The organism is Streptomyces luomodiensis (assembly GCF_031679605.1).
In the GTDB taxonomy this organism is placed as follows: Bacteria; Actinomycetota; Actinomycetes; order Streptomycetales; family Streptomycetaceae; genus Streptomyces; species Streptomyces luomodiensis.
The window spans coordinates 9,461,878-9,484,179 of record NZ_CP117522.1 but is presented as its reverse complement, the minus strand read 5'-3'; the positions used below and the strand labels follow the sequence as shown (position 1 = coordinate 9,484,179).

The 22,302-nt window shown below is 70.9% G+C and carries 18 protein-coding genes; 15 read left to right on the top strand and 3 right to left on the bottom strand.

The window, feature by feature from the left end:
• Nucleotides 1–52: 52 nt before the first annotated feature.
• Entirely contained in the window at nucleotides 53–1,096 is a 1,044-nt protein-coding gene (locus tag PS467_RS39720) for a methyltransferase (protein ID WP_311039373.1), read from the bottom strand.
• Nucleotides 1,097–1,567: 471 nt separating this feature from the next.
• On the opposite strand from PS467_RS39720, the gene PS467_RS39715 reads away from it, so the two are divergent.
• The 12 genes from PS467_RS39715 (at nucleotide 1,568) to PS467_RS39660 (ending at nucleotide 16,217) form a co-directional block, all read left to right on the top strand.
• The gene (locus PS467_RS39715) at nucleotides 1,568–2,716 is read left to right on the top strand and encodes a glycine amidinotransferase (protein WP_311039372.1); all 1,149 of its coding nucleotides are present in this window, start codon (nucleotides 1,568–1,570) and stop codon (nucleotides 2,714–2,716) included.
• Between the two features lie 36 nt (nucleotides 2,717–2,752).
• Entirely contained in the window at nucleotides 2,753–3,886 is a 1,134-nt protein-coding gene (dpgA, locus tag PS467_RS39710) for a 3,5-dihydroxyphenylacetyl-CoA synthase DpgA (protein ID WP_311039371.1), read from the top strand.
• A 14-nt stretch (nucleotides 3,887–3,900) separates the two neighbouring features.
• Complete coding sequence (gene dpgB, locus PS467_RS39705) at nucleotides 3,901–4,653, top strand: enoyl-CoA-hydratase DpgB (protein WP_311039370.1); 753 nt, start codon at nucleotides 3,901–3,903, stop codon at nucleotides 4,651–4,653.
• On the top strand, nucleotides 4,650–5,978 hold the full coding sequence (dpgC, locus tag PS467_RS39700; RefSeq protein ID WP_311039369.1) for a (3,5-dihydroxyphenyl)acetyl-CoA 1,2-dioxygenase DpgC: 1,329 nt from the start codon (nucleotides 4,650–4,652) through the stop codon (nucleotides 5,976–5,978). Before dpgB ends, dpgC begins: the two co-directional genes overlap by 4 nt.
• 11 nt (nucleotides 5,979–5,989) lie before the next feature.
• Entirely contained in the window at nucleotides 5,990–7,309 is a 1,320-nt protein-coding gene (locus PS467_RS39695; protein ID WP_311039368.1) for an aminotransferase-like domain-containing protein, read from the top strand.
• The gene (locus tag PS467_RS39690) at nucleotides 7,306–8,514 is read left to right on the top strand and encodes a cytochrome P450 (protein ID WP_311039367.1); all 1,209 of its coding nucleotides are present in this window, start codon (nucleotides 7,306–7,308) and stop codon (nucleotides 8,512–8,514) included. Before PS467_RS39695 ends, PS467_RS39690 begins: the two co-directional genes overlap by 4 nt.
• 26 nt (nucleotides 8,515–8,540) lie before the next feature.
• A complete protein-coding gene (locus PS467_RS39685) occupies nucleotides 8,541–9,431 on the top strand; it encodes a beta-ketoacyl-[acyl-carrier-protein] synthase family protein (RefSeq protein WP_311039366.1) in 891 nt (296 codons plus the stop codon).
• Between the two features lie 49 nt (nucleotides 9,432–9,480).
• On the top strand, nucleotides 9,481–10,248 hold the full coding sequence (locus PS467_RS39680; RefSeq protein WP_311039365.1) for an O-methyltransferase: 768 nt from the start codon (nucleotides 9,481–9,483) through the stop codon (nucleotides 10,246–10,248).
• A 31-nt stretch (nucleotides 10,249–10,279) separates the two neighbouring features.
• Nucleotides 10,280–11,323, top strand: a complete 1,044-nt coding sequence (locus tag PS467_RS39675) for an LLM class flavin-dependent oxidoreductase (protein ID WP_311039364.1) — start codon at nucleotides 10,280–10,282, stop codon at nucleotides 11,321–11,323.
• A complete protein-coding gene (locus PS467_RS39670; RefSeq protein ID WP_311039363.1) occupies nucleotides 11,320–13,200 on the top strand; it encodes a condensation domain-containing protein in 1,881 nt (626 codons plus the stop codon). The genes PS467_RS39675 and PS467_RS39670 overlap by 4 nt, the downstream gene beginning before the upstream one ends.
• A gap of 69 nt (nucleotides 13,201–13,269) precedes the next feature.
• Nucleotides 13,270–14,541: a diaminobutyrate--2-oxoglutarate transaminase gene (gene ectB, locus PS467_RS39665; RefSeq protein ID WP_311039362.1), complete on the top strand. Its 1,272-nt coding sequence runs from the start codon at nucleotides 13,270–13,272 to the stop codon at nucleotides 14,539–14,541.
• Between the two features lie 386 nt (nucleotides 14,542–14,927).
• Entirely contained in the window at nucleotides 14,928–16,217 is a 1,290-nt protein-coding gene (locus PS467_RS39660) for a PP2C family protein-serine/threonine phosphatase (protein WP_432280697.1), read from the top strand.
• A 49-nt stretch (nucleotides 16,218–16,266) separates the two neighbouring features.
• Here PS467_RS39660 and PS467_RS39655 read toward each other — a convergent pair whose 3' ends face one another.
• Entirely contained in the window at nucleotides 16,267–17,085 is an 819-nt protein-coding gene (locus PS467_RS39655; RefSeq protein WP_311039360.1) for a helix-turn-helix transcriptional regulator, read from the bottom strand.
• Nucleotides 17,086–17,217: 132 nt separating this feature from the next.
• Here PS467_RS39655 and PS467_RS39650 point away from each other — a divergent pair, with 132 nt between their 5' ends.
• Nucleotides 17,218–18,282 carry an aldo/keto reductase gene (locus PS467_RS39650; protein ID WP_311039359.1) on the top strand — a complete coding sequence of 355 codons (1,065 nt, stop codon included), beginning with the start codon at nucleotides 17,218–17,220 and terminating at the stop codon, nucleotides 18,280–18,282.
• 64 nt (nucleotides 18,283–18,346) lie between these two features.
• Here PS467_RS39650 and PS467_RS39645 read toward each other — a convergent pair whose 3' ends face one another.
• Complete coding sequence (locus PS467_RS39645) at nucleotides 18,347–19,282, bottom strand: LysR family transcriptional regulator (RefSeq protein ID WP_311039358.1); 936 nt, start codon at nucleotides 19,280–19,282, stop codon at nucleotides 18,347–18,349.
• A 136-nt stretch (nucleotides 19,283–19,418) separates the two neighbouring features.
• On the opposite strand from PS467_RS39645, the gene PS467_RS39640 reads away from it, so the two are divergent.
• Together PS467_RS39640 and PS467_RS39635 are read left to right on the top strand one after the other, a co-directional pair.
• Nucleotides 19,419–20,729: an MFS transporter gene (locus PS467_RS39640; protein WP_311039357.1), complete on the top strand. Its 1,311-nt coding sequence runs from the start codon at nucleotides 19,419–19,421 to the stop codon at nucleotides 20,727–20,729.
• Between the two features lie 6 nt (nucleotides 20,730–20,735).
• The gene (locus tag PS467_RS39635) at nucleotides 20,736–22,292 is read left to right on the top strand and encodes a carboxylesterase/lipase family protein (RefSeq protein ID WP_311039356.1); all 1,557 of its coding nucleotides are present in this window, start codon (nucleotides 20,736–20,738) and stop codon (nucleotides 22,290–22,292) included.
• Nucleotides 22,293–22,302: the final 10 nt, after the last annotated feature.

The following is a 22,302-nucleotide window of genomic DNA, read 5'->3' as shown; positions in this document are numbered from 1 at the left end:
CCTGCGTAGGGCCGTGTGCCGCCCCACCGAGCGGCGTACACGGTGGCGGTCGTTAGCTCTTGGTGCCCAGGGTGAGGCCGTGCTCGTAGGGCATTCCGCCGATGGTACGCACCTCGGTGAAACCCACCCGCCGCAGCCACGTCTCATAGTCCTTGGCCGGGTAGGCCATGCCCTGGCCGCTCGCCAGCACGTTGAAATACAGGCCGAGGCGGGCGGAGAAGAGACCGGAGGTCTCGTCGTCGGAGACGTTGAAGCCGTAGACGAAGACCCGGCCGCCCGAGGGCAGCGCGTCGTACGCCTTGCGGAGCAGGTGGACGATCTGCTCCTCGGCGAAGATCTCCAGCACATGGCTGAACAGGACGGCGTCGGCGCCTTCGGGGAAGACGTCGGCGAAGATGTCCCCGGGGTGGGTGCGGACCCGGTCGCTCACGTCGGGGGCGGTGTTGTCGCGCGCGAGTGCGGAGACGCTGGGCATGTCGAAGACGGTCAGTCGCAGTCGGGGATAGCGGGCGGCGAGCCGCAGGGACGTCGTGCCGTCGCCTCCCCCGACGTCGAGCAGGTGACGGACGCCGGCCAGCTCCGGGCGGTCGACGAGCGCGTCGGCGGAACGGAGCGTGAAGGCGCTCATGGCGCGGTGGAAGACCGCTTCCAGCTCGGGGTTGTGGGACAGCCGCTGATACAGGGTGGGTTCGTCGCCGGGATGGTCGTCCAGCGCCACGTTGCGGCCGGCCCGCAGCGCCTCGGTCATGCGGGCGAAGGCGGGGTAGTAGACCTCCTTCCAGCCGAGCAGGATGTGGCGCCAGCTGTCAGGGGTGTCGGGGGCGAGGAGTTCCGCGGCGACCGGCGAGTTGCGGTACCGCCCGTCCTCCTTCTCCAGCAGGCCGGTCGCGCACACCGCCTGGAGCAGGACGCGCAACTGGTGGGCCGGTACGGGGACCTCGGCGCCGATCTCCTCGAAGGTCGCGCCGGGTGACGTGGCGAGGAGGGCGAACACATCGAGTTCGGCGGCCGTGGCGACCGCGTTGAACAGCGCCGGTGCATTGACGAGGAATCGGAAGCGCTCATAGACGGGGTCGTCTTCGCGTAAGGAACTCATGGGGGCTTCGCGTGTTCCTTCCTGGAATACCGCACAGCAATTTCGGTCGGGACCGCCGACGAGTCCAGCATGCAGTGCTGACAGATCAGTGTCCACATCGCCCGCCGAGCGTGAACCCACCAGCAGATCGTTTCCACATACAGAAACCTTTTATTCGCACTCCCGCAAAGAATCTCGATGCCCATCAAAATGATCTAGCTCATCCCCATGTGTCTGCAATTTCATTACAGCAATGTGTACAGGGTCACGGATTCCTGGACAGGCTCGAGGATCACCTGATTGGGTGTCACAGTCTGCTTGTCAGTGGCCGGTTGGGCACCACATCGGGGAAGCCGGGAGCCGCTGGACGATCAGTGAGGGCTCAGCCATACGCCTCGCCGGGGAAGACGACCTCCGAGAGAACCGCCGCATTTCATCGGCGCGCTTCGGACTGCCTTCCGGCCGGGCTCACCCCCACGGAGGAACCCCACGATGCAGTTGAACAGCTTCGACGAATGGTCTCCACTCAAAGAAGCGATCGTAGGATCCGCGCAGAATTACACCTCGCATCAACGCGAACTCTCCTTCGACCTGTTCTTCCACGACAACATCGCGGGCGACAACAGCTCGCGCTCCGAGTGGTATTATCCGCGACTCACCGCCGGAACGGCGCCCCGGTCCGGGTCCCAGCCCATCAAGCAGCGGTATGTGGACGAACTGAACGAGGACCTGGAAGGCATCGCCAAGGCGCTGGAATCACTTGCGGTCACCGTGCACCGCCCGTTGGACATCGCGCCGACCACGGTCCAGGTGCGCACCCCGGCCTGGGAGGCGTCGGTGGTGCCGCCCCTGAACATCCGCGACAACACACTGATCGCGGGCGACGAGATCATCGAGACGCCCCCCATGATCCGGTCGCGCTACTTCGAAACGCAGTTCCTCCACCCGGTTTTCCAGGAGTACTTCCGGCAGGGCGCCGCGTGGACGGTGATGCCGCGCCCCTTGATGACGGACGCCTCCTTCGACCTGTCCTACGTGCGCGCCAGCACGGCCGGCGGCCCCACCGAGCCCATCGAGGATCCGCACCCCTCCCCCTACGACGTCGGCTACGAGATGATGTTCGACGGCGCGCAGTGTCTGCGGCTCGGCCGCGACATCGTCGTCAACGTCTCCACGGCCAACCACGCCCTGGGCTGCGACTGGCTGGAGCGCCATCTGGAAGGCAGGTTCCGCATCCACCGGGTGCACCAGCTCAGTGACAGCCACATCGACAGCATGGTGCTGGCACTGCGGCCCGGAACGCTGCTGGTGCGCTCCGAGGCGGTGGCGGAGAAGCTGCCCGAGCAGCTGCGCAGGTGGGATCTGATCGTCCCGCCGGCGCCCGAGAGCGACAACTTCCCGCGGTACGACGACGACGATCTGATCCTCACCAGCAAGTTCATCGACCTCAACGTGCTGTCGGTGTCCCCCGACACCGTCCTGGTCAACGAGGCGTGCCCGGAGCTGATACGCGAGCTGGAGCGGCACGGCTTCACCGTGGTTCCCGTCCGCCACCGGCACCGGCGCCTGTTCGGCGGCGGCTTCCACTGCTTCACCCTCGACACCGTCCGCGAGGGCGGCCCGGAGGACTACCTCGACTGACCGGGCCGACCGCCGGCCGAAGGAACGGTGATGTACATGCTGGACAGTGCCCTGCGGGAGAACCCGGGTTCATCCCTGGACGACCTGGCCGCCGCCGCTCCGCGTCTGCGCGGGGTGGGAACGGCCGTGCCCGCCACCACGTACACCCAACAGGAGGTCCTGGACGCGTTCGGGATCAGCGATCCCCGGGTCCGGTCCGTGTTCCTCAACAGCGCGATCGAGCGCCGCGGCCTGGTCCTGCCGCCCCTGAAGCCGACGGGGGAACGCGCCGTCGAGACCCAGGGCGAGTTGCTCGGCAAACACCTCGGCTCCGGACTGGCCATGGGCCGCGAGGCGATCGAGGGCTGTCTGCGCTCGGCCGGCGCCGACCTCGCCGACGTCGGGTATCTGTGCTGCGTCACCTCCACCGGATTCCTCACCCCCGGCTTCTCCGCTCTGTTCATCAAGGAGCTGGGCCTGGATCGCCACTGCTCGCGCCTCGACGTCGTCGGCATGGGCTGCAACGCCGGCCTCAACGCGCTGACGGCCGTCGCGGGGTGGGCCCGCGCCCACCCCGGTGAGCTGGCGCTCATGGTCTGTGTGGAAGCTTGCTCGGCGGCGTACGTGTTCGACGGGACCATGCGGTCGTCCGTGGTCAACAGCCTCTTCGGGGACGGCGCCGCGGCCGTGGCGGTACGCCAGGACGGGGACGGCGGCCAGGAGGCGGAACCGGAAACCGCGGCCGGGAAAGGACCCGCCCTGCTGCGCTTCTCCAGCCGCATCATCCCCGAGGCCGTCGGCGCCATGCGCTACGACTGGGACGAGGACCACGGCAAGTTCAGCTTCTATCTCGACCCCGAGGTGCCGTACGTCGTGGGCGCGCACGCCGAGGCGGCGGTCGGCCGGCTGCTGAACGGCACCGGTGTGCGCCGCTCGGACGTGGCGCACTGGATCATCCACTCGGGGGGCAAGAAGGTCGTCGACTCCGTCCGCGCCAACCTCGGCCTGTCCCGCGCGGACGTGCGGCACACGACGGGCGTTCTGCGCGACCACGGCAATCTGTCAAGCGGTTCGTTCCTGTTCTCCTACGAACGGCTGGCCGCCGAGGGCCGAGTGGCGCCCGGCGAGCTCGGGGTCCTCATGACCATGGGGCCCGGTTCCACCATCGAGACGGCTCTGGTGCGCTGGTGACGAAAGGAAGAGCGGTGACACGAAGCACTGCGGGCCCGGCCCGGCTGCCCGACGGACTGGGCCTGTTGGCCGAGATCGACGGCACCCAGTCCCTGACCGGCCTGACCGACACCGTGAACGCCACCTGCGACGCGGTGGAGGACCGGTCCGAACGGGCCGTGGTCGTCCTGCGGTTCGCGGCGACGGCATCGGACTCGCGGGCCTGGCCCGGCCAGGTCTCCATCCGGGAGGTCAACCGCTGGGAGCGGGCGGTGCGCCGACTGGAACGGCTGCCCGCCATGACCATCGCGCTGGCCGAAGGCGCCTGCGGAGGACCCGCCCTCGACCTGCTGCTGGCGACCGACTTCCGCATAGCGGCCCGGGGCCTGCTGCTGATGCTTCCGGTCAACGACGGGCACATCTGGCCAGGCATGGCCCTGCACCGGCTGGTGCACCAGCTCGGCGCCGGCCGGGCCCGGCAGATCGTGCTGTGGGGCAACGACATCTCCCTCGACACCGCCCTCGACCTGGGACTGATCGACCAGGCCAGCGACGACCTCACCGAGGCCCTGCACACGGCCACCGTCCTCATGGGCCGCATCTCCGACCCGGAACTCGCCGTCCGCCGCCAGCTCGTCCTGGAGTCCTCGACGGCGGACTACGACGACGCGCTGGGCATCCACCTGGCCGCCTGCGACCGGGAGTTACGCCGGCTGAGCGCCGCCCCCGGTCCCGCGCGGCCCTCGGGTTCGGACCCCGTACCGCCCACCGGGCAGGTGTCCGCGTGAACGCCCCCGCGCGGACACAGCGCCCGCCCTTCACCTCCGTACTCGCCGACGACACGGTGACGTTGCAGCGCCTGACCGCCTCGGCCGACGCGGAACTGTCGGCGCTGCCCGCCAAGGCGGTGCGCGACGCGCGGCAACAGCGCCATGCCGACGTGCTCCTGGAAGCGGCCCGGGACGCCCGCCGCGCCTTCCTGGCCCTGCACACCGAAGCGGTCTACGACCTCCTCACCGACCACCGCGCCCGGTATGTGCGCCTGCCGGAGCTGCTCGCCACGGCGGCCGAGCGGTTTCCCGGTCTGGTGCCCACCCGCGCCCAACTGGACGCCGAGGCCGGGCTGATCCAGGCACACCGGGAGGGGCGGGCGATCGACCAGGCGATCCTGTGCGGGGCGCTGCTGCGCTCACCCGCCGTGGGCGCCCATCTGATCGACGCGATGCTGCTGCCCACCCCGCGTTCCCTGGACGCCCTCGCCGCCTTCCGGGAGACGGGGCACCTGGCGCTGCCCTCGGTGACGGTGGAACGAGCGGGCACGGCCGCCCATGTGACCTTCCGCAACGCGCACTGTCTCAACGCCGAGGACGACCGGCTGATCGCCGACCTGGAAGTCGCCACCGACCTGGTCCTGTTGGACGACCAGGTGCGGGTCGGGGTGGTGCGCGGGGGCCCGGTGGACCATCCGAAGTACCAAGGCCGGCGTGTCTTCAGCGCCGGCATCAACCTCAAGGACCTGCGCAACGGGACGATCTCCTTCGCCGGTTTCCTCCTCGGCCGCGAACTGGGCTATCTGCACAAGATGCAGCGCGGACTGCTCACCGACCCGGCCGCCGCCTGGTCGACGCGCACCGTGCAGAAGCCGTGGGTCGGCGCGGTCGACACGTTCGCCATCGGCGGTGGCATGCAGGTGCTGCTGGTGCTGGACCGGGTGATCGTGGAGACCGACGCGTTCCTGAGCCTGCCGGCCGCCGAGGAGGGCATCGTGCCGGGCCTGGGCAATCTGCGGCTCAGCCGGCTCACCGGCGCCAGGCTGGCCCGTCAGGTGGTGCTGTCCGGGCGGCGGATCCGCGCCACCGACCCCGAGGCGGCGCTGCTGTGTGACGAGGTGGTACCCGCCGAGGCCATGGACGAGGCGGTGGAGCGCGCGGTACGCGAGCTGAGCACCCCGGCGGTGGCCGCGAACCGGCGCATGCTGGCGCTGGCGGAGGAGCCGCTGGACCTCTTCCGCACCTACCTGGCCGAGTTCGCGGTCGTGCAGGCCCACCGCATCCACAGCCAGGACGTCCTCGACAAGGTCGAACGGCGCTGGCAGCGCTCCCTCTCCCGGTGACGAGGTACGACATGGCACGCACCGACCGCCCCGCCCCGCCTCCCCTGCGGGAACTCGACGGGCTGCACGGCTCGCTCGACGATCCCGTGCTCCGCTCGATCGGCTTCCTCAACGAGGTGATGAGCCGCTACCCGGACGCGATCTCCTTCGCTCCCGGAGCCCCGCACCCGGATCTCCTGACCGACGTGGAACCGCAGGCTTACGTCGACCGATTCCTCGACCACCTCGTCCAGGAGCGGGGTCTGAAGCCGCGCGACGCCCGCCGCGCGCTGTACGAGTACGGGCCGAGCCGGGGACTGGTCAATGACATCGTGGCCGCGGCCCTGCGCCGGGACCACGGTATCGACGTTCCCGACCGCGCGCTGGTCATCACCGTCGGTGCCCAGGAGGCCATGCTGCTCACACTGCGCGCCCTGTTCGGGTCCGCCACCGACCGGCTCGCCGTCGCCAGCCCCTCCTTCGCCGGGATCATCGGCGCCGCACGCCTCCTCGACATCGAGGTCATCGGCGTCGAGGAGACCGACGACGGACTGGACCTCGCCGCGCTCGCCGCGGAGTGTGCGGCGGCGCGCCGGGCCGGCGGACGCATCCGTGCCTGCTATGTCGCCCCCGACTTCGCCAACCCCGCCGGCAGCCGGATGCCACCGGGGAACCGGCGTCGGCTGCTCGCGCTGGCCGAGCGGGAGGACTTCCTCGTCCTGGAGGACAACGCCTACGGGTTCACCGCGGCACCGCATGACGCGCTGCCGCCGCTGAAGGCCGAGGACCCCGGCCGGCGCGTGGTGCACATCGGCACCTTCGCCAAGGTGGGCTTCCCCGGGGCCCGCGTCGGCTATGTGGTCGCCGACCAGCCCGTCGCCACCTCCGCCGGGAGTGTCCTGCTCGCGGACGAACTGGCCGCCGTCAAGAGCGTGGTGACCGTCAACACCTCCCCGCTGACACAGGCAGTGGTCGGCGGGATGCTGCTGGAGCACGGCGGCTCCCTGCGGGAACTGGGCCGCCGCAAGGCCGAGTTGTACCGGCGCAACCTGCGGCTGCTCACGGACGCCCTGGACCGGCACCTCGACCTCGGGCCCGCCGACGGCATCCACGTCAACCGGCCGGAGGGCGGGTTCTTCGTCCTGATGCGGCTGCCGGTCCGGGTGGACACCGCCCTCCTGGAGACCTCGGCGGCCCGCTACGGAGTGCTGTGGACGCCGATGGCACCGTTCCACCTGACCGAGGCGGGCGCCGACCAGTTGCGGCTGTCCTGCAGTTACCTGGACCCCCGTCAGATCGAGACCGGGGTGCGCAGACTGGCCGACTTCCTGAGGAACGAGGTGCGCGCATGACCCGGACCGTCCCCCCGCACCCGCCCGTCCCGCATCCCACGGTGCGGGAGAACCCCTTCGACCCGCCGCCCGAACTCGCCGCCTACCGCACCGGCGGCGGACTGCGCCGGATGCGCTACCCGGACGGGCACACCGGCTGGCTGGTGACAAGCCACGCGCTGGCCCGGACCGTCCTGGCCGACCAGCGGTTCAGCGCGAGCTCGGAGACGAAACGGGCCCCGGTGTCCCGGCCCGGCATCGCCCCCTTCTTCGGCGCGCCCGCGCTGCCGGGCTGGCTGGTCGACATGGACCCGCCGCAGCACACGCGGATCCGCCGTCTGTTGACGGGCCGGTTCACCGTGCGCCGGATGAAGGACCTGCAACCGCGCGTCGAGCGACTGGTGGAGGACCACCTCGACGCGCTGGGCCGCTCCGGTCCCCCGGCCGACCTCGTCGCCTCGTTCGCGCTGCCCGTGCCCTCGCTGGTCATCTGCGAACTGCTCGGCGTGCCGTACGGGGAGCGGGCCTCCTTCCAGCGCGACAGCGCCACCCTGTTCCGGCTCGACGCGTCCTCGGCGGAGGCGTCGGCCGCCATGGACCGGCTCGACGGACTGCTGCGGGACCTCACCGAGTACCGGCGCGGCCACCCGGCGGACGACCTGCTCAGCCAGCTGGTGCGGGACGGCACGCTGACCACCGAGGAGATCGCGGGCCTGGGCGTGCTGCTGCTGACGGCAGGGCACGAGACGACCGCCGGCTCCCTGAGCCTGAGCACGTTCGCACTGCTGAGCCATCCCGGCCAGCTCGACCGGTTCAGGGCCGACCCCTCACTCTCGGACGGCGCGGTGGAGGAACTCCTGCGCTATCTGACCATCTTCCACTTCGGGGTACCCCGCACCCCGCTGGAGGACGTGGAACTGGCCGGGCAGGTGCTGCGCAAGGGCGAGTCGGTCACGGTCTCGCTGCCCGCCGCCAACCGCGACCCGGCGCAGTTCGACCGGCCCGACGAACTGGACGTCGGCCGCCGCGCCCAGGGCCACATGGCGTTCGGCTTCGGCATCCACCAGTGCGTCGGCCAGAACCTCGCCCGGATGGAGCTGCGCGTCGCCCTCCCGGCACTGTTCCAGCGGTTCCCCACGCTGGCCCTGGCGGTCCCCCGGGACGAGGTGCCGCTCTCCGGCGACATGGGTTTCTACGGGGTGCACCACCTTCCCGTGACCTGGTGACGACCCGGCACACACGGCAGGAGCGCATGGACAAAACCTACCTCTCAGCGGTCGGCGAGGCCCTCGGCGAGCCCCGTAAGGTGTCCGAGCTGGCCACCTCCGCCGACACCGATCTGACCGCGCTGATCGAGGAGATCGCGCACTTCAGGGAAAGCCCCCGGGACATCTGGGAACTGGCCGCCGACGCGGCCGAACAGACCCTCGCGCACTCTCCGCACCCGCCCGACCTCATCGTCTACGTCAGCGAGAACGACCCCGACACCGCTGCCTCCCTGGCCCGGCTCGGCCAACGGCTGCGCCTGCCGGCGGCCGAGCACCTCGCCCTGTCCGGCCGCGACTGCGGCAATCTGGCGCCCGCGCTGGAGACCGCGTCGGCGCTGCTGGCGACGGGAAGGTACGAGCGGGTGCTGCTCGTGCTCGCGGACCGGGCCCGCGCCGGGCGCCGGGTGATGGCCAGCGGCCTGTCGGTGTTCAGCGACGGCGCCGCGGCCTGCCTGCTCACCCGGCGGCCGCCCGCCGCGGGCCCGGTCCTGCGGGTCGAGGCGGTGGCCGGCCGGACCGCGGTACGGCCCGATGACGACCCGGCACGGCAGGGCGTCCTGACGACGGCCCGGCTCGCCTCGGACAGCGTGGCCGCGCTCCTGGACGTCTCCGGTCTCACCTGGGAGGACGTCACCCAGGTCGTGCTGCCCAACTACCGCCCCACCGCGCAGAGGTTCCTGACCGCCGCGCTCGGCGTCCCCGCCGGCCGGCTGGCCCTCGGGCGCGTCACCGACATCGGCCACTGCTTCTCCGCGGACCCCCTCCTCACCGTGGGCCGCCGGGCGGCCGCCGGTGCTCTCGCCGCCGGGGATGTTCTGCTCACGGCCGTCTTCGGGCCCCACACCTGCTCGGCCATCGCGTTCAGACGGCTGTGACCGGCCGCCCGCACACCGAACCAGCCGCCGACTCTCCACGGAGGATCCCGTGCTCAGCCATCCCGCCCCCGCCCTCGACGACCGGTTCACCGCGACGGTGAGGTCCCTCCAGGTGCCGGAGATGTGCACCGACTCCACCGCGCCCCTGCTCTACTGGCTCGTCCGTACCCTGCGCCCGCAGCGGGTCCTGGAAGTGGGCATGGGCTACACCACCCCGTTCCTCGCCCGAGCACTGCGCGACAACAAGGAGGCGTACGAGGCGGAGAAGGCGCTGCTGGGCACGGCGGAGGGCCAGGTGGTCCAGCCGCTCGCGCACGCCGCCTACTACGACGAGCCGTACGAGCCGCGCCTGGTCTGCATCGACCGTATGACGGACACCGCGTCGTCGGCGCCCCGTGCCTGGAAGGTGCTGGAGGAACTGGAGCTCACCGGCGTGTGCGAGGTCATCGAGGGTGATCTGCGGGGCTCCAGCGGGCGGGTGCGGGAGGCGGTCGGACTGCTGGATTTCGCCTGGATCGACACCTGGGACACGCTGGCCTTCGTCCGCGAGTACTGGGACCTCCTCGACCCGGCGGGCGGCGTGTTCGCCGCGCACTACCTGATGACGTATCCCGAGGGCCGGGCGGTCCTGCGCTACCTGGAGTCCCTGCGGGCCCGCGACAACGGCCGCCTGGAGATGCTCAACCTGCGCGAGCCCCACCGGTTCGGGCAGAACAGCACCACGCTGATCCGCCGGACCCGCGACTACGTCGACCCGGAGGACCTTCGCCCGCAGGGCAACAGCAACGACCCCACAGGCGTCCTCGACGCCGGCTGACCACAGCGAGGCGATCGTGCACATCTACTCCGTGACTCCCGAATCCATGAGCCCGTTCGAGGAGTTCGACGAAGACTTCCGGACCCGGCTGACGCGTGCCGCCGCCGGGTACGAGCGGGCCGGCTGGTCGGGCGTGCTGGTCCCGCACAACCTGCACGAGGTGGACCCCTGGGTGGTCGCCGCCTACCTGGGTTCGGTCACGGACCGGCTGCTGCCGCTGATCGCCGTGCAGCCGTCGTCCCTCCCCCCGCACACGGCGGCGGCCATGGCCTCGGCGTACGCCACGCTCTACGGCCGCCCGCTGCACTTCAACCTGGTGGCCGGAGCCCGCGAGGACGAACTGCGCAGCACCGGTGACCTGCTCGGCCACGACGAGCGCTACGAACGGCTCCTGGTGTACGGCAGGGTGCTGCGGGGCCTGCTCGCCGGCGAGGAGGTCAGCGAGGAGGGGCCGCACTACCGGTACGAGAGGTTCCGGCTGGAGCCGCGGCCCGAGGTCCTGGCGCGGTGCCTGCTCTTCGTGGCAGGGTCCTCTCCGGCCGGCCTCCGGGTGGCCAAGGAGGTCGCGGACGTCGTCATCACCCATCCCGCCCCGTACCCGGAGTGGGAACGGGACGTCCTGGAACCGCTGCTGGCCGACGGCTACCGCGGTACCTTCGGCATCCGGATCGGGATCATCGCCCGGTCCGATCCGCTGGAGGCCTGGCGCACGGCCCGGGACCGCTTCCCCGAGACCTGGCGAGGGCGCCAGGAGACGCTGCTGAAGACGTTGTCGCAAAGCAACTGGTCGCGGCAGCTGGCGACGCGGGCGGTGGCCGAGGAGTCCACGCCCGATGCCTCAAAGGTGCCCGACCCGTACTGGCTGGGCGCGTTCCGCAACGGGCGGGCGAGCGCGCCGTTCCTCGTGGGGTCCCACGAGGACGTCGGCGCCCGGCTCGGCGCCTATCTCGCGGCAGGTGTCGAGCACGTACTGCTGAACGGCTCGTACGAGACGGACCACGAGGACATCAACCGGGCCTTCGAGGTGGCGCGCCGGAACACGGTCCGGCCCGGACGCGGAGAGGAGAACGAATGAGCCGTGTGGTGCGCAGCGGTCGGCTCACGCGGTCCCAGGAACGCTGGTGGCTGCGGCTCTACTGGCGGGAGCAGGGCGAGTACGACATCGCCTGGTCGAAGTGGTGGGACCTGCCGCCCGGTATCGACGTGGACACCGCCCGGGACGCCTTCACGGCTCTGGTGGAGCGGTTCGAGGTGCTGCGGACGGCCTTCCTGCTGGGGCCGGACCATCTGCCGGTCCAGGTCGTGTTCGATCCGGCGGACGTGCGGCTGCCGCTGTCGGTGGCCGACGAGTCGTCGCGGGAGGAGTTCCGGACGGCCGGGGTGCATCCCCTGGTCGGCGGTTCGATCTTTCCGCGTCCGCCGTGGAGCGTGCGGCTGTTCACGCGCGGCGGTGAGGTCCGCTCGGTGGGCTTCGTCTTCGAGCACATCGTCACGGACGGGTCAGGACTGCGCAATCTGTGGCAGCAGTTCCTGGACCTGTGCGCGGGCCGGCGCCCCGCCCTGCGCATCACCCATCCCCTGGACCGCCGGGCGAAGGAAGACCGGTCGGCGTCCACCGGCCGGGACGATCCGCACCGCACCGACCCGGCGGCCCTCGTACCGCAGGCGGTCCTCCCGTCGGCCGCCGAGAAGCCGTCGGGACCCCGCTTCCTCATGTCGTCGGTGTCCTACACGGGGCTGCTGCGGCTCGTCGACGAGATCTGCCGGCGCGACGGCGTCTCCCGGACGCTGGTGCTGACCCACGCCATCGCGTGGCTCTTCGCCCGCCACGCGGGGCTTCCCCGCGTTCTGTGCTGCAGCACCATCGGCAACCGGATGCCCGGGGACGACAGCATCGACTGCGTGTCGCGGATGATGGACAGCCTGCTGGAGTTCGACGAGTCGGCCAGCTTCCGGGAGTCCCTCAAGGCCGCCTCCGCGGCCACGCTGCGGTCCTACGGAGCTGAGGTCGGGTCCGGGCCCCGCCCGGCGGAGGCACGGCTACGGCTCGCGGCCGAACGGGGCGTGTCCGCCGTGCGCCCTCTGTACTTCAACTACCAGGGCCCCTCGCAGCCGCCGCCGGCCGGCGCGGAGGCACAGGAGGAGGTGCGGTGGACGCGCGAGGACGCGTGGCGTCCGGTGGATACACACTGGCTGAACATCGTGTGGATCAACGTCGACGACGATGACCTGGTGGTCGACTTCGACGTGGACACCACCATGGTCCCCGCCTCGGTGGTGCACCGTATGGGTGACCTCCTCCCCCGCTTCCTGGAGCGGGTCGCCCGGGAGCCGGACGCGCCACTGGCGACGGCGGGCGCGCTGCTGCCCGCGGACTTCGGTGTCGTCACCACGGCCCGGCTGGTGGGCGGCGTATGGGTGGACACGGACGCGGTGCGGGAGGCGGTGGCCTCGTGTCCGGGGGTCCACGCGGCACACGTCCTGGTCGAGGGCGAGGAGGTCGTCGCCCAGGTGTCCCTCGGCGCCCGGTCCACGCTGTACGACGTCCACGAGCATCTCCTCGCCCGGCTGCACGAGGCGGTGGCCCTGGTCCTGCCGCGCCGCTACCGGCTCATCGAGGGCTCGGCGGGCCGCGGTGTCGGTCCCGGCGTCGCGGACCTCGACGTGGACGGTTCCTGGGCACCCGCGGACGGCCTGCCCGTCCTCCCACCCGTCACCGAGTCCGAACGCGAACTCGCCCTCGCCTTCCAGGAGACGCACGGCACCCCGCTGACGGACCTGGCCCCGACCTACGCGGACGCCGGCGGCCGGGTCATCCTCGCTCCCGCACTGGTGGAGAGCCTGCGGCGACGCGGTCTGACGGGGCTGACGTTCGGCCACTTCGACACTCCCCGCACCCTCCGCTCCCTGGCCCGGTCCCTGGTCCGCGCGGAGCAGGCGCATACGGGGTGAGGCCCCATCCCCGCCCGTCCTCCGCCCCCTCGATTCCGCGCACCGCCCTCACCGAAGAGGACAACCGTGGTGACCATCAGCCAGCCAGACCTCAGCACCTTCGAAAGCCTCGAATCGGCGGTCCGCAGTTACTGCCGTGCCTGGCCCACCGTCTTCGACCGCGCACGGGGCAGCCGTATGTACGACGAGAACGGCCGCGCCTACCTCGATTTCTTCGCCGGAGCCGGGTCGCTCAACTACGGCCACAACAACCCGGTGCTCAAGCGTGCCCTGGCCGACTACCTGGAACGCGACGGTGTCACCCACGGTCTGGACATGGCCACCGTCGCCAAACGCACCTTCCTGCGCACGTTCCAGGAGCTGGTACTGCACCCCCGTGGCCTGCCGTACAAGGTGATGTTCCCGGGCCCGACCGGTGCCAACGCCGTCGAGGCGGCGCTGAAGCTGGCGCGCAAGGTGACGGGCCGCGCGACGGTGGTGTCGTTCACCAACGCTTTCCACGGCATGTCCCTGGGGGCCCTCGCGGTCACCGGGAACGCCTTCAAGCGGGCCGGAGCCGGTGTGCCGCTCACCCACGTCACGACGATGCCGTTCGACCACTATCTCGGCGGTGCGGCAGAGGACTTCTCGTGGTTCGAGCGACTGCTCGACGATCCCGGATCAGGTCTCGACCGGCCGGCCGCGGTGATCGTCGAGACCGTGCAGGGCGAGGGTGGCGTCAACGTCGCACGTCCCGCATGGCTGTCCACCCTGGCCGAGTTGTGCCTCCGCCACGGCGTACTGCTCATCGTCGACGACATTCAGATGGGCTGCGGCCGTACCGGAGCCTTCTTCTCCTTCGAGGACGCGGGGATCGTCCCGGACATCGTGACCGTCTCGAAGTCCATCAGCGGCTACGGCCTGCCCATGTCGCTGTGCCTGTTCCGGTCCGAGCTGGATGTCTGGGAGCCCGGCGAGCACAACGGCACCTTCCGCGGCAACAACCCCGCCTTCGTCACCGCGACCGCTGCCCTGAGGACGTACTGGACGGACGCCACCGCCATGGAGAAGCAGACCCGGGCCGGCGGCCGGCTGGTCGAGGAGGCGCTGGCCGCGATCGCGGCGGAACATCACACCGAGGTCAAGGGCTATCGGGGGCGCGGACTGGTGTGGGGGCTGGAGTTCCACGACAGGGGCCGCGCCGCGCGGGTGAGCCGGCGCGCCTTCGAACTCGGTCTGCTGGTCGAGACGTCGGGCGTGCACGGCGAGGTGGTGAAACTGCTGCCCGCGCTCACCATCACGGCCGACGAGACGCGGGAGGGACTGCGCATCCTGTCCCGAGCCGTGTCCGAGACCCGCTGAACCGGGGCCGACGAGGGAGGGCTGAGTGCCGTACCGGCTCGCTGGTGCATGCGCTGTGCGAACGCCTGTGGACCGTGCGTGCGCTCGCCGGGTGCGCCCGGCCGGCGGGCCTCCTCGATGCCGATCACGTGCCGACCACGTCCTCGATGCGCATGTGATCACCGGACCGGGTGTCACACACGCAGGTTCTCCGGCCTCCGATACTGGCGCACGGCGCCCGATGGGGGCAGGCTGGATGGCAGAGACGGAACTCCACGTTCAAGCGAGGCGTCCGCAGGTCGTCGGCTCGCCGTTGCCCCATGGGCGGCTGCGCGACGTACAACCGTCGCGCTTCGACCGGACGGGTTGTCGGGATCTTGCGCCGAAAACCGGGAGAAGGCGTGATCATGGCCGGGGTGACCGACTGCAGCCGGATGATGCGCAGCATCCTCGCCGACAGTCATATGACCAGCATCGAACAGCTGCCGGCGTACGTGTCCCAGCACGCCGGGGCCGTGGGCCTGCGCGATGTGCTCATCTATGTGTCCGACCTCCAGCAGGACCTCCTGTTCCTGCTCACCGGCCGCGGTCTGGACGCCGGAGCGGATGCCGGCGGCCGGTCCGCCGAGCTGCGGATCGAAGGAACCACAGCGGGCCGCGCCTACCAGCTGGGACTGGTCCAGCCCGAGCCACCGGGCCCTGACCCCCCGGCGTCACAGGCCACCGCGACGGCGCGCCGGTGGTGGGTACCGCTGCGGCACGGCGCCGAGCGACTCGGCGTGCTGGGGGTGACCAGCCAGGACGGCGACATGCAGACACTCGCCGACCTGCAAGCCCTCGCGGGCCTGGTCGGGCTGATCGTGGTCAGCAAACGCGCGCTCAGCGACTCCTACGCCCGGCTGGTGCGTACCCAGCCGATGAACGTGGCCGCCGAGATGCAGTGGAACCTGATGCCGCCGCTGACCTTCGCGGGTGACCGGGTCGTGCTCAGTGCCGTGCTGGAGCCCGCCTACCAGGTCAGCGGGGACGCCTTCGACTACGCGGTGGCTGACGATGTCGTTCACCTGGGGATCTTCGATGCCATGGGACACGACACCCCGGCCGGGGTCACCGCCAACCTGGCGGTGGCCGCCTGCCGCAACAGCCGGCGCCAGGGCGCCGGTCTGGTCGCCATCGCCGACCACATCGAAAATGTCCTGACCGAGCAGTTCGACGGCACCCGCTACACCACCGCCGTCCTCGCCGACCTGGACACCCGCACCGGGGTGCTCTCCTGGGTCAACCGCGGCCACCCCCCACCGATCCTCTTCCACCCCGACCGCCGCAACACCCACCTGCTGTGCGACCCCGGCCCACCCCTCGGTACCGACCTGGGCCAGGAAACGCCCCTGTGCCACGCCCAGCTCGGCCCCGGGGACCAGATCGTGGCCTACACCGATGGCATCACCGAAGCCCGCAACCCCAGCGGCCGCGAATTCGGACTCGACCGCTTCATCGACTTCATCACCACGCACCTCACCGACGGCATGTCCATTCCCGAAACCCTGCGCCGGCTCATCCACAGCATCCTCGACTACCACCACGGACACCTCGCTGACGACGCCACCATCCTCCTGCTCCACTGGCACGGGCCCACCCCCTTCGACCCCGGCGAGGCCGAAGCCCTCGTCGGCCTGGCCCAAGCAGGACCGGAATAGACCCGGCGCCCTTGCCTGCGGAGAACCGCGCACCGGAACCGGTTCGAGATCACCGTGCGCACAACCGGTCCAACGCCGACTGGCTCTCCTCGTCCGCGGCGCGGAAGATCAGCAACCGCTGATCCGGATCTTGAAGCGGCATGAGCACTTCGGATTGCACCGCGATCACACCGGCGTCAGGATGCCGCACCACCTTGTGTCCGCGGCCGTTGACCTTGATGTCCCGCTCGGCCCACCATCGCGCGAATTCCGCGTCATGAGTCATGCATTCGGCGATGAGGTCGGTCAACGCCCGGTCCTCCGGATACGCGGCCCAGGCAGCGCGCAGGTGGGCGATCCCCTCCCGCACGACGCGTTCCCGGTCGGCGTAGAGGTCGCGTATCTCCGGATGCCTCAGGCACAGCCACATCGCATTGCGCTGCGACGGAGGCAGGGTGCCGAAATCCAGCAACAGCCTCGTCATTTCGCGGTTCCAGGCCAGGATGTCGTAGCGGTGGTTCACCAGCATGGCCGGCAGCGGGGACAGGTCGGCGACCAGCCGGGCCAGCGGCGGCGCCGCAACGGTGGCGGGCTTGCCGGCGTCGCGGGGGCGCTGCTGGGCCAGGTTGAACAGGTAGGCGCGTTCGACGGGGGTCAGGCGCAGCGCCCGTGCCAGCGCCTCCACCACGTCCGCTGAGGGCCGCAGCCCACGGCCCTGTTCCAGCCGCACGATGTAGTCGACGCTGACCCCGGCCAGTTCAGCGACCTCTTCGCGGCGCAGCCCCGGGGTCCGCCGGGTCTGCCGACGCGACGGCAGACCGAGGTCGCCCGGGTCCAGCCGTTCGCGCCGGGTCCGCAGGAACGCGGCCAGTTCCTGTGTTGCGTTCACGGTGTGGGTCATCATGCCCGTTCCAACAGCCAGGGTAGGACCGGCGTTCCCAGGAACCGCTTTCCCTTACCCCCGGCTCGCGGCGGTCACAGGCTTGTTCCCGACAACGGATCACGAGCGCAGGAGGACACGATGTCGCTCACTCTCGACACCTACCGGCTGCTGGGCCGCTCGGGGCTGCGGGTCTCACCGCTGGCGCTGGGCGCGGCGACCTTCGGCACCGATTGGGGCTGGGGAGCCGAGCAGGACGAGGCACGCAAGCTGTTCGACCTCTACGTCGAGCGAGGCGGCAACTTCATCGACACCGCCAACACCTATACCCAGGGCAGCTCCGAGCGCCTGCTGGGTGAATTCGCCCGCGACCGGCGCGAAAGCCTGGTGCTGGCAACGAAATACACGACGCTGCGCCGGCCCGGCGACCCGAATTCCGGGGGCGGTCACCGCAAGAGCCTGTTCGCTTCGGTGGAAGCGAGTCTGCGACAGCTCGGTACGGACTACATCGATCTGCTCTACCTGCACGTGTGGGATTTCACGACACCGGTCGAGGAGATCCTGCGCGGCATGGACGATCTGGTCCGGCAGGGCAAGGTCTTGTACGTGGCGATCTGCAACACCCCTGCGTGGCAGGTGTCGCGCATGCAGACGATCGCCGACCTGCGCGGCTGGTCGCCGCTGGTCGCGCTACAGATCGAATACAGCCTGATCGAACGTACCGGGGAACGTGACCTGATTCCCATGGCACGTGAGATGGGGCTGGGTGTGGTCCCGTATTCCCCCCTGGCCGGCGGGGTGCTCACCGGCAAGTACAGCCGCGCCGACCTGACCGCGACGAACGCCGCATCCGACGACGGCACGCGCAAGAGCTTCAACCTCGCCTTGGGCACGCTCACGGAACGCAACCTTGCCATCGCTGATGTCGTGAAGGAGGTCGCCACGGAACTGGGCCGCACACCCGCCCAGGTCGGGCTGGCCTGGACCCTGCGGAATCCGAGCGTGACGACGCCGATCATCGGCGCCCGTACCCCCGCGCAGCTGGAGGACAATCTGGGCGCCCTGGAGGTCGACTTCACCGCAGCCCAACTGGCCCGCCTCGACCAGGTCAGCGCGATCGGACTCGGCTTCCCGCACGACATGCTCGCCAGTGACCACATCCGCAACGTGACCGCGGGTGACCTGAAGATCGAAGCACGCCGCTGATACCCGATCAACACCACCTCGGAACCGGGGAGGCCGTTGGTCCTGATCGCGGCGCCGGCGGCGTTCAGCGCGGAAGCACCCAGTCCGGCCTCCAGGTCCCGGCGGCGTCGTGGCCGGCCGCCGCGGTGGCGAGGTGGGTGCGGAGGGTGGCCAGCGCTGGGTGGCGGTTGTCGCGGTGCCACAGGAGCGAGTGCGGGTAGACGGGCGTCGGGTCGGTCACCGGGATGCGGCGCAGACCGTGGCCGGCGGGCCAGACCAGGCGGGTGTGCTCGCTCATGAAGGTGGCCAGGGCCGGGGTGTCGGCGATGGTGTCGAGGAGCACGTCGGAGCCGAAGTTGGGGCCGGTCGCCTCGATGGTGAGGCCGAACGCGGCGACGAGGTCGTCGTAGTAGGCGGCCCACTCGGTACCGGGGACGATGCCGGGCATCCAGATCCGGTGCCCGGTGAGCTCGGCGAGGGGCACCGACCGGGCGCCCGCCAGCGCGTGGGCGGGGCCGGTGAGGAGCTGGAGCGGCTCGTCGAACACGCGGACGGACTCGATGTCCTCGGGGAGGGGCCGTCCGGGCGCGGCGACGGCACGGAAGGTCGCGTCGACCGTACCGGACCGGATGGCGGCGACGGCCGTGTCGATGTCGAACAGCATCACCACGTCGAGGGCGATCTCGGGGTGCGCGTAGTGGAAGCCGCGCATCAGGCTCGACTGCGCGCTGCGCGAGGCGATCACGTCGACGCGCAGCGGGCGGTGGCCGACGCGCACGGAGGCGACCGCGCGCTCGGCGACCCGCAGCAGCTCGCGTGCGTGGGGCAGGAACGCCTGCCCGTCGATGGTGGGCTCGGCGCCGCGGGGGGCGCGGGTGAACAGCCGCACGCCGAGGGTGCGCTCCAGCGCCGCGATGCGTTTGGAGACGGCCTGCTGGGTGATCGACAGGTCGACGGCGGCTTTCTGGAACTGGCCCGCTTCCGCGACGGCGACGAAGGTGCGTACTGCCTCGAGATCCACGCCGATCCACCTTAGTGAACAACGGATGGTTGTGGCTGGGTGGCGGGTCAGTTGTTTGACCTGCTGTTGTGCCACTCGCTTAGCTCTCACCGGTCAACGGCGGTGTGTCCGGGTGGGACGTCAAGGGGCGCTGAGCATGGTGGGCGGGAGATCGTTGGGCAGGAGATCATTGGGCCGGCGGTTCGGCTGGCTGTGGGCGGCCTATGCGGTGAGCGCCTATGGGTCCGGGCTGGGGTTCGGGGCCTTGCCGCTGATCGCCGTGCTGGTGTTGGGTGCCGGACCCGCTGAGGTGTCCGCGCTGTCCGCGGTGGGGCCCGCGGTGGGCGCGCTGATCGCGGTGCCACTCGCGCCGTGGGTGGAGTTCCGGCGCAAGCGGCCGGTCATGATCGTGACGGACCTGACCCGGTTCACGGTCATGGCGACGGTCCCTGTCGCCTACGCTTTCGGCTGGCTCGGTTTCGTCCAGCTGCTGGTGATCTCGGCCCTGGTCGCCGCGGCCAAGATCGCCTTCAACGCGGCCAGCGGCGCCTACCTCAAGGCCCTGGTCCGGCCGGATGACCTGCTCGTGGCCAACGCGCGGCTGGAGTCCACCAACTGGAGCTCCATCGCGGTCGGGCCACCGCTGGGCGGGGCGGCGATCGGCCTGTTCGGTCCGGTCACCACCGTGGTGGCCGACGCGCTCAGCTATCTGCTCTCCGCGCTGGGCCTCGCCGCGATCCACGACCGGGAGGAAGCGCCGCGACCGACCGGCGAAAGCCCGGTCCGGGCGGGCGCGTTGCTCGACGGCTGGCGACACATCATGGGCCACCCCGGACTGCGGGCGCTCTACCTCAACCAAATGCTCGTCGCCGGTCTGATCATGGCCACCGAGCCGCTGCTGGCCGTGCTCCTGCTCCGCCGGCTCGGGTTCCCACCCTGGCAGTACGGCCTCGCCTTCGCCGCCCCCTGTGTCGGCGGGCTCATCGGCTCGCGGCTGGCCCGCCGTGTCGTGGCCCGCTACGGCCGGCAGGCGGTCTTCCGGACCGTCGGTACCCTGCGCGCCATCTGGCTGATCGGCCTGGCCTTCGTCCGTCCCGGCGTCGTCGGCCTCGTCACCGTGATCGCCGTCGAGCTGGCGATCATCATCAACATGAGCCTGTACACCCCGGTGCTCGCCACCTACCGGCTCGAACAGACCCCCGGGCATCTCGTCGCCCGCACCCTGTCGGCCTGGTCGATCGGCCAGCAGGCGGCCATCGCCATCCTCACCGCGCTCGGCGGGCTGCTCGCCGACGTCACCAGCCCACGCACCGCTCTCACGGTCGCGGGACTGCTCATCCTGGCCACCCCGCTCCTGCTTCCCCGACCGGGCCGGACACCGCTACACGAGCCGGAACCACCGGAAAACACGTTGTCCGCCCGCCGAACGCACGGAGAGGATGCGGATCAAGGGTCATCACGTCAATGAGGGTTTATGCACGTCACCGTCTCCACAACAGCAGGTCGGGTCCGCGGACGCCGGGGGGAGGTCGTCACGGCGTTCATGGGCGTTCCCTATGCGGCAGCGCCTTTCGGCCCACGGCGCCTGCGGCCCCCGGAACCACCGGAACCGTGGACGGGGGTGCGCGACGCGTTCGTCCCCGGCCCGTCCGCGCCCCAGCCCGGTTATCTCCCCGCGATGGCTTCGCTCCTGGAAGAAGCCGTGGAGCCTGGCGAGGACTGCCTGAGCGTGAACGTGTGGACGCCGGCGCCGGGCCGCACCGGGGGACGGCTTCCGGTCATGGTCTGGATCCACGGCGGCGCGTTCCGTAACGGCGCCGGTTCCCTGCCCTCGTACGACGGCGCGCGGCTCGCCGCCGAGGGCGTCGTGTGCGTGACGCTCAACTACCGGCTCGGCGCGGAGGGATTCCTCCTGCTGCCCGACGGTACGTCCAACCTCGGCCTCCTCGACCAGATCGCCGCACTGGAATGGGTCCGTGACAACATCGCCGGCTTCGGCGGCGATCCGGACAACGTCACCGTCTTCGGGCAGTCCGCCGGCGCCATCAGCATCACCGCGCTCCTGACCATGCCACGGGCCCGGGGGCTGTTCCGCCGTGCGGTCACGCAGAGCGGCGCCGGGCACCACAGCCATCCCGAGGACATCGCCCGGCGCGTCACCGAGCGGCTGGCCGCCCTCGCCGGTGCGGAGCCGACGCGCGAGGGCCTGGCCGCCGTACCGCCCGAGCGGCTCGTCGCCGCCGACGGCGCCCTGGGCCGGGACATCGCGCAGGCCACCGACCCCGGCCAGTGGGGCGAGTCGGCGGGCGGCGGCACCACCGTGCTGCCCGTCGTCGACGGAACCACCCTCCCCGAGCGCCCGATCGACGCGCTCGCCGGCGGAGCGGGTCGGGACATCGACCTGCTCACCGGCACCACCAGCGATGAGTTCCGCCTCTTCCTCGTTCCTCTGGGGATCGGTCCGCGGATCACGGACGAGGTGCTGCACGGTTTCCTGGCCGGCTTCGGGCTGGACCCCGTCGAGGCGCGCGGGACGTACGCGGCGGCGCACCCCGGTGCGACCCCCGGCGACCTGCTGTCCGCGGCCATGAGCGACCACGCCTACCGGATTCCGGCCCTCCGGGTGGCCGAGGCCCGTGCCGCACACGGAGCGGACACCTTCGTGTACGAGTTCGCACGGCCCTCTCCCGTCCTTGACGGTGCCCTCGGCGCCTGCCACATGGCGGAGATCGGCTTCGTATTCGGCAACCTCTCCGACCCGCTCGCCGGCCCCGACGCCCCACGGGAACTCTCCGATGCTCTGCGCGGGGCGTGGGTCTCCTTCGCCCGCACCGGCCGCCCCGACGGCGACGGCGGGCCCGGCGGGACGCTGCCACCCTGGCCGCCTTACGCCGACCGGCGCCTGGTCATGCGGTGGGGCGACGGCGCCCTGCGAACACACGCGGATCCGGGAGCCGCCACACGACAGCTGTGGGAGCGTCTTCGCCACCCCCTGCCCAGCGGCGCCCACGCGGCGGGCTCCCGCCCCTGACGGCACCGGC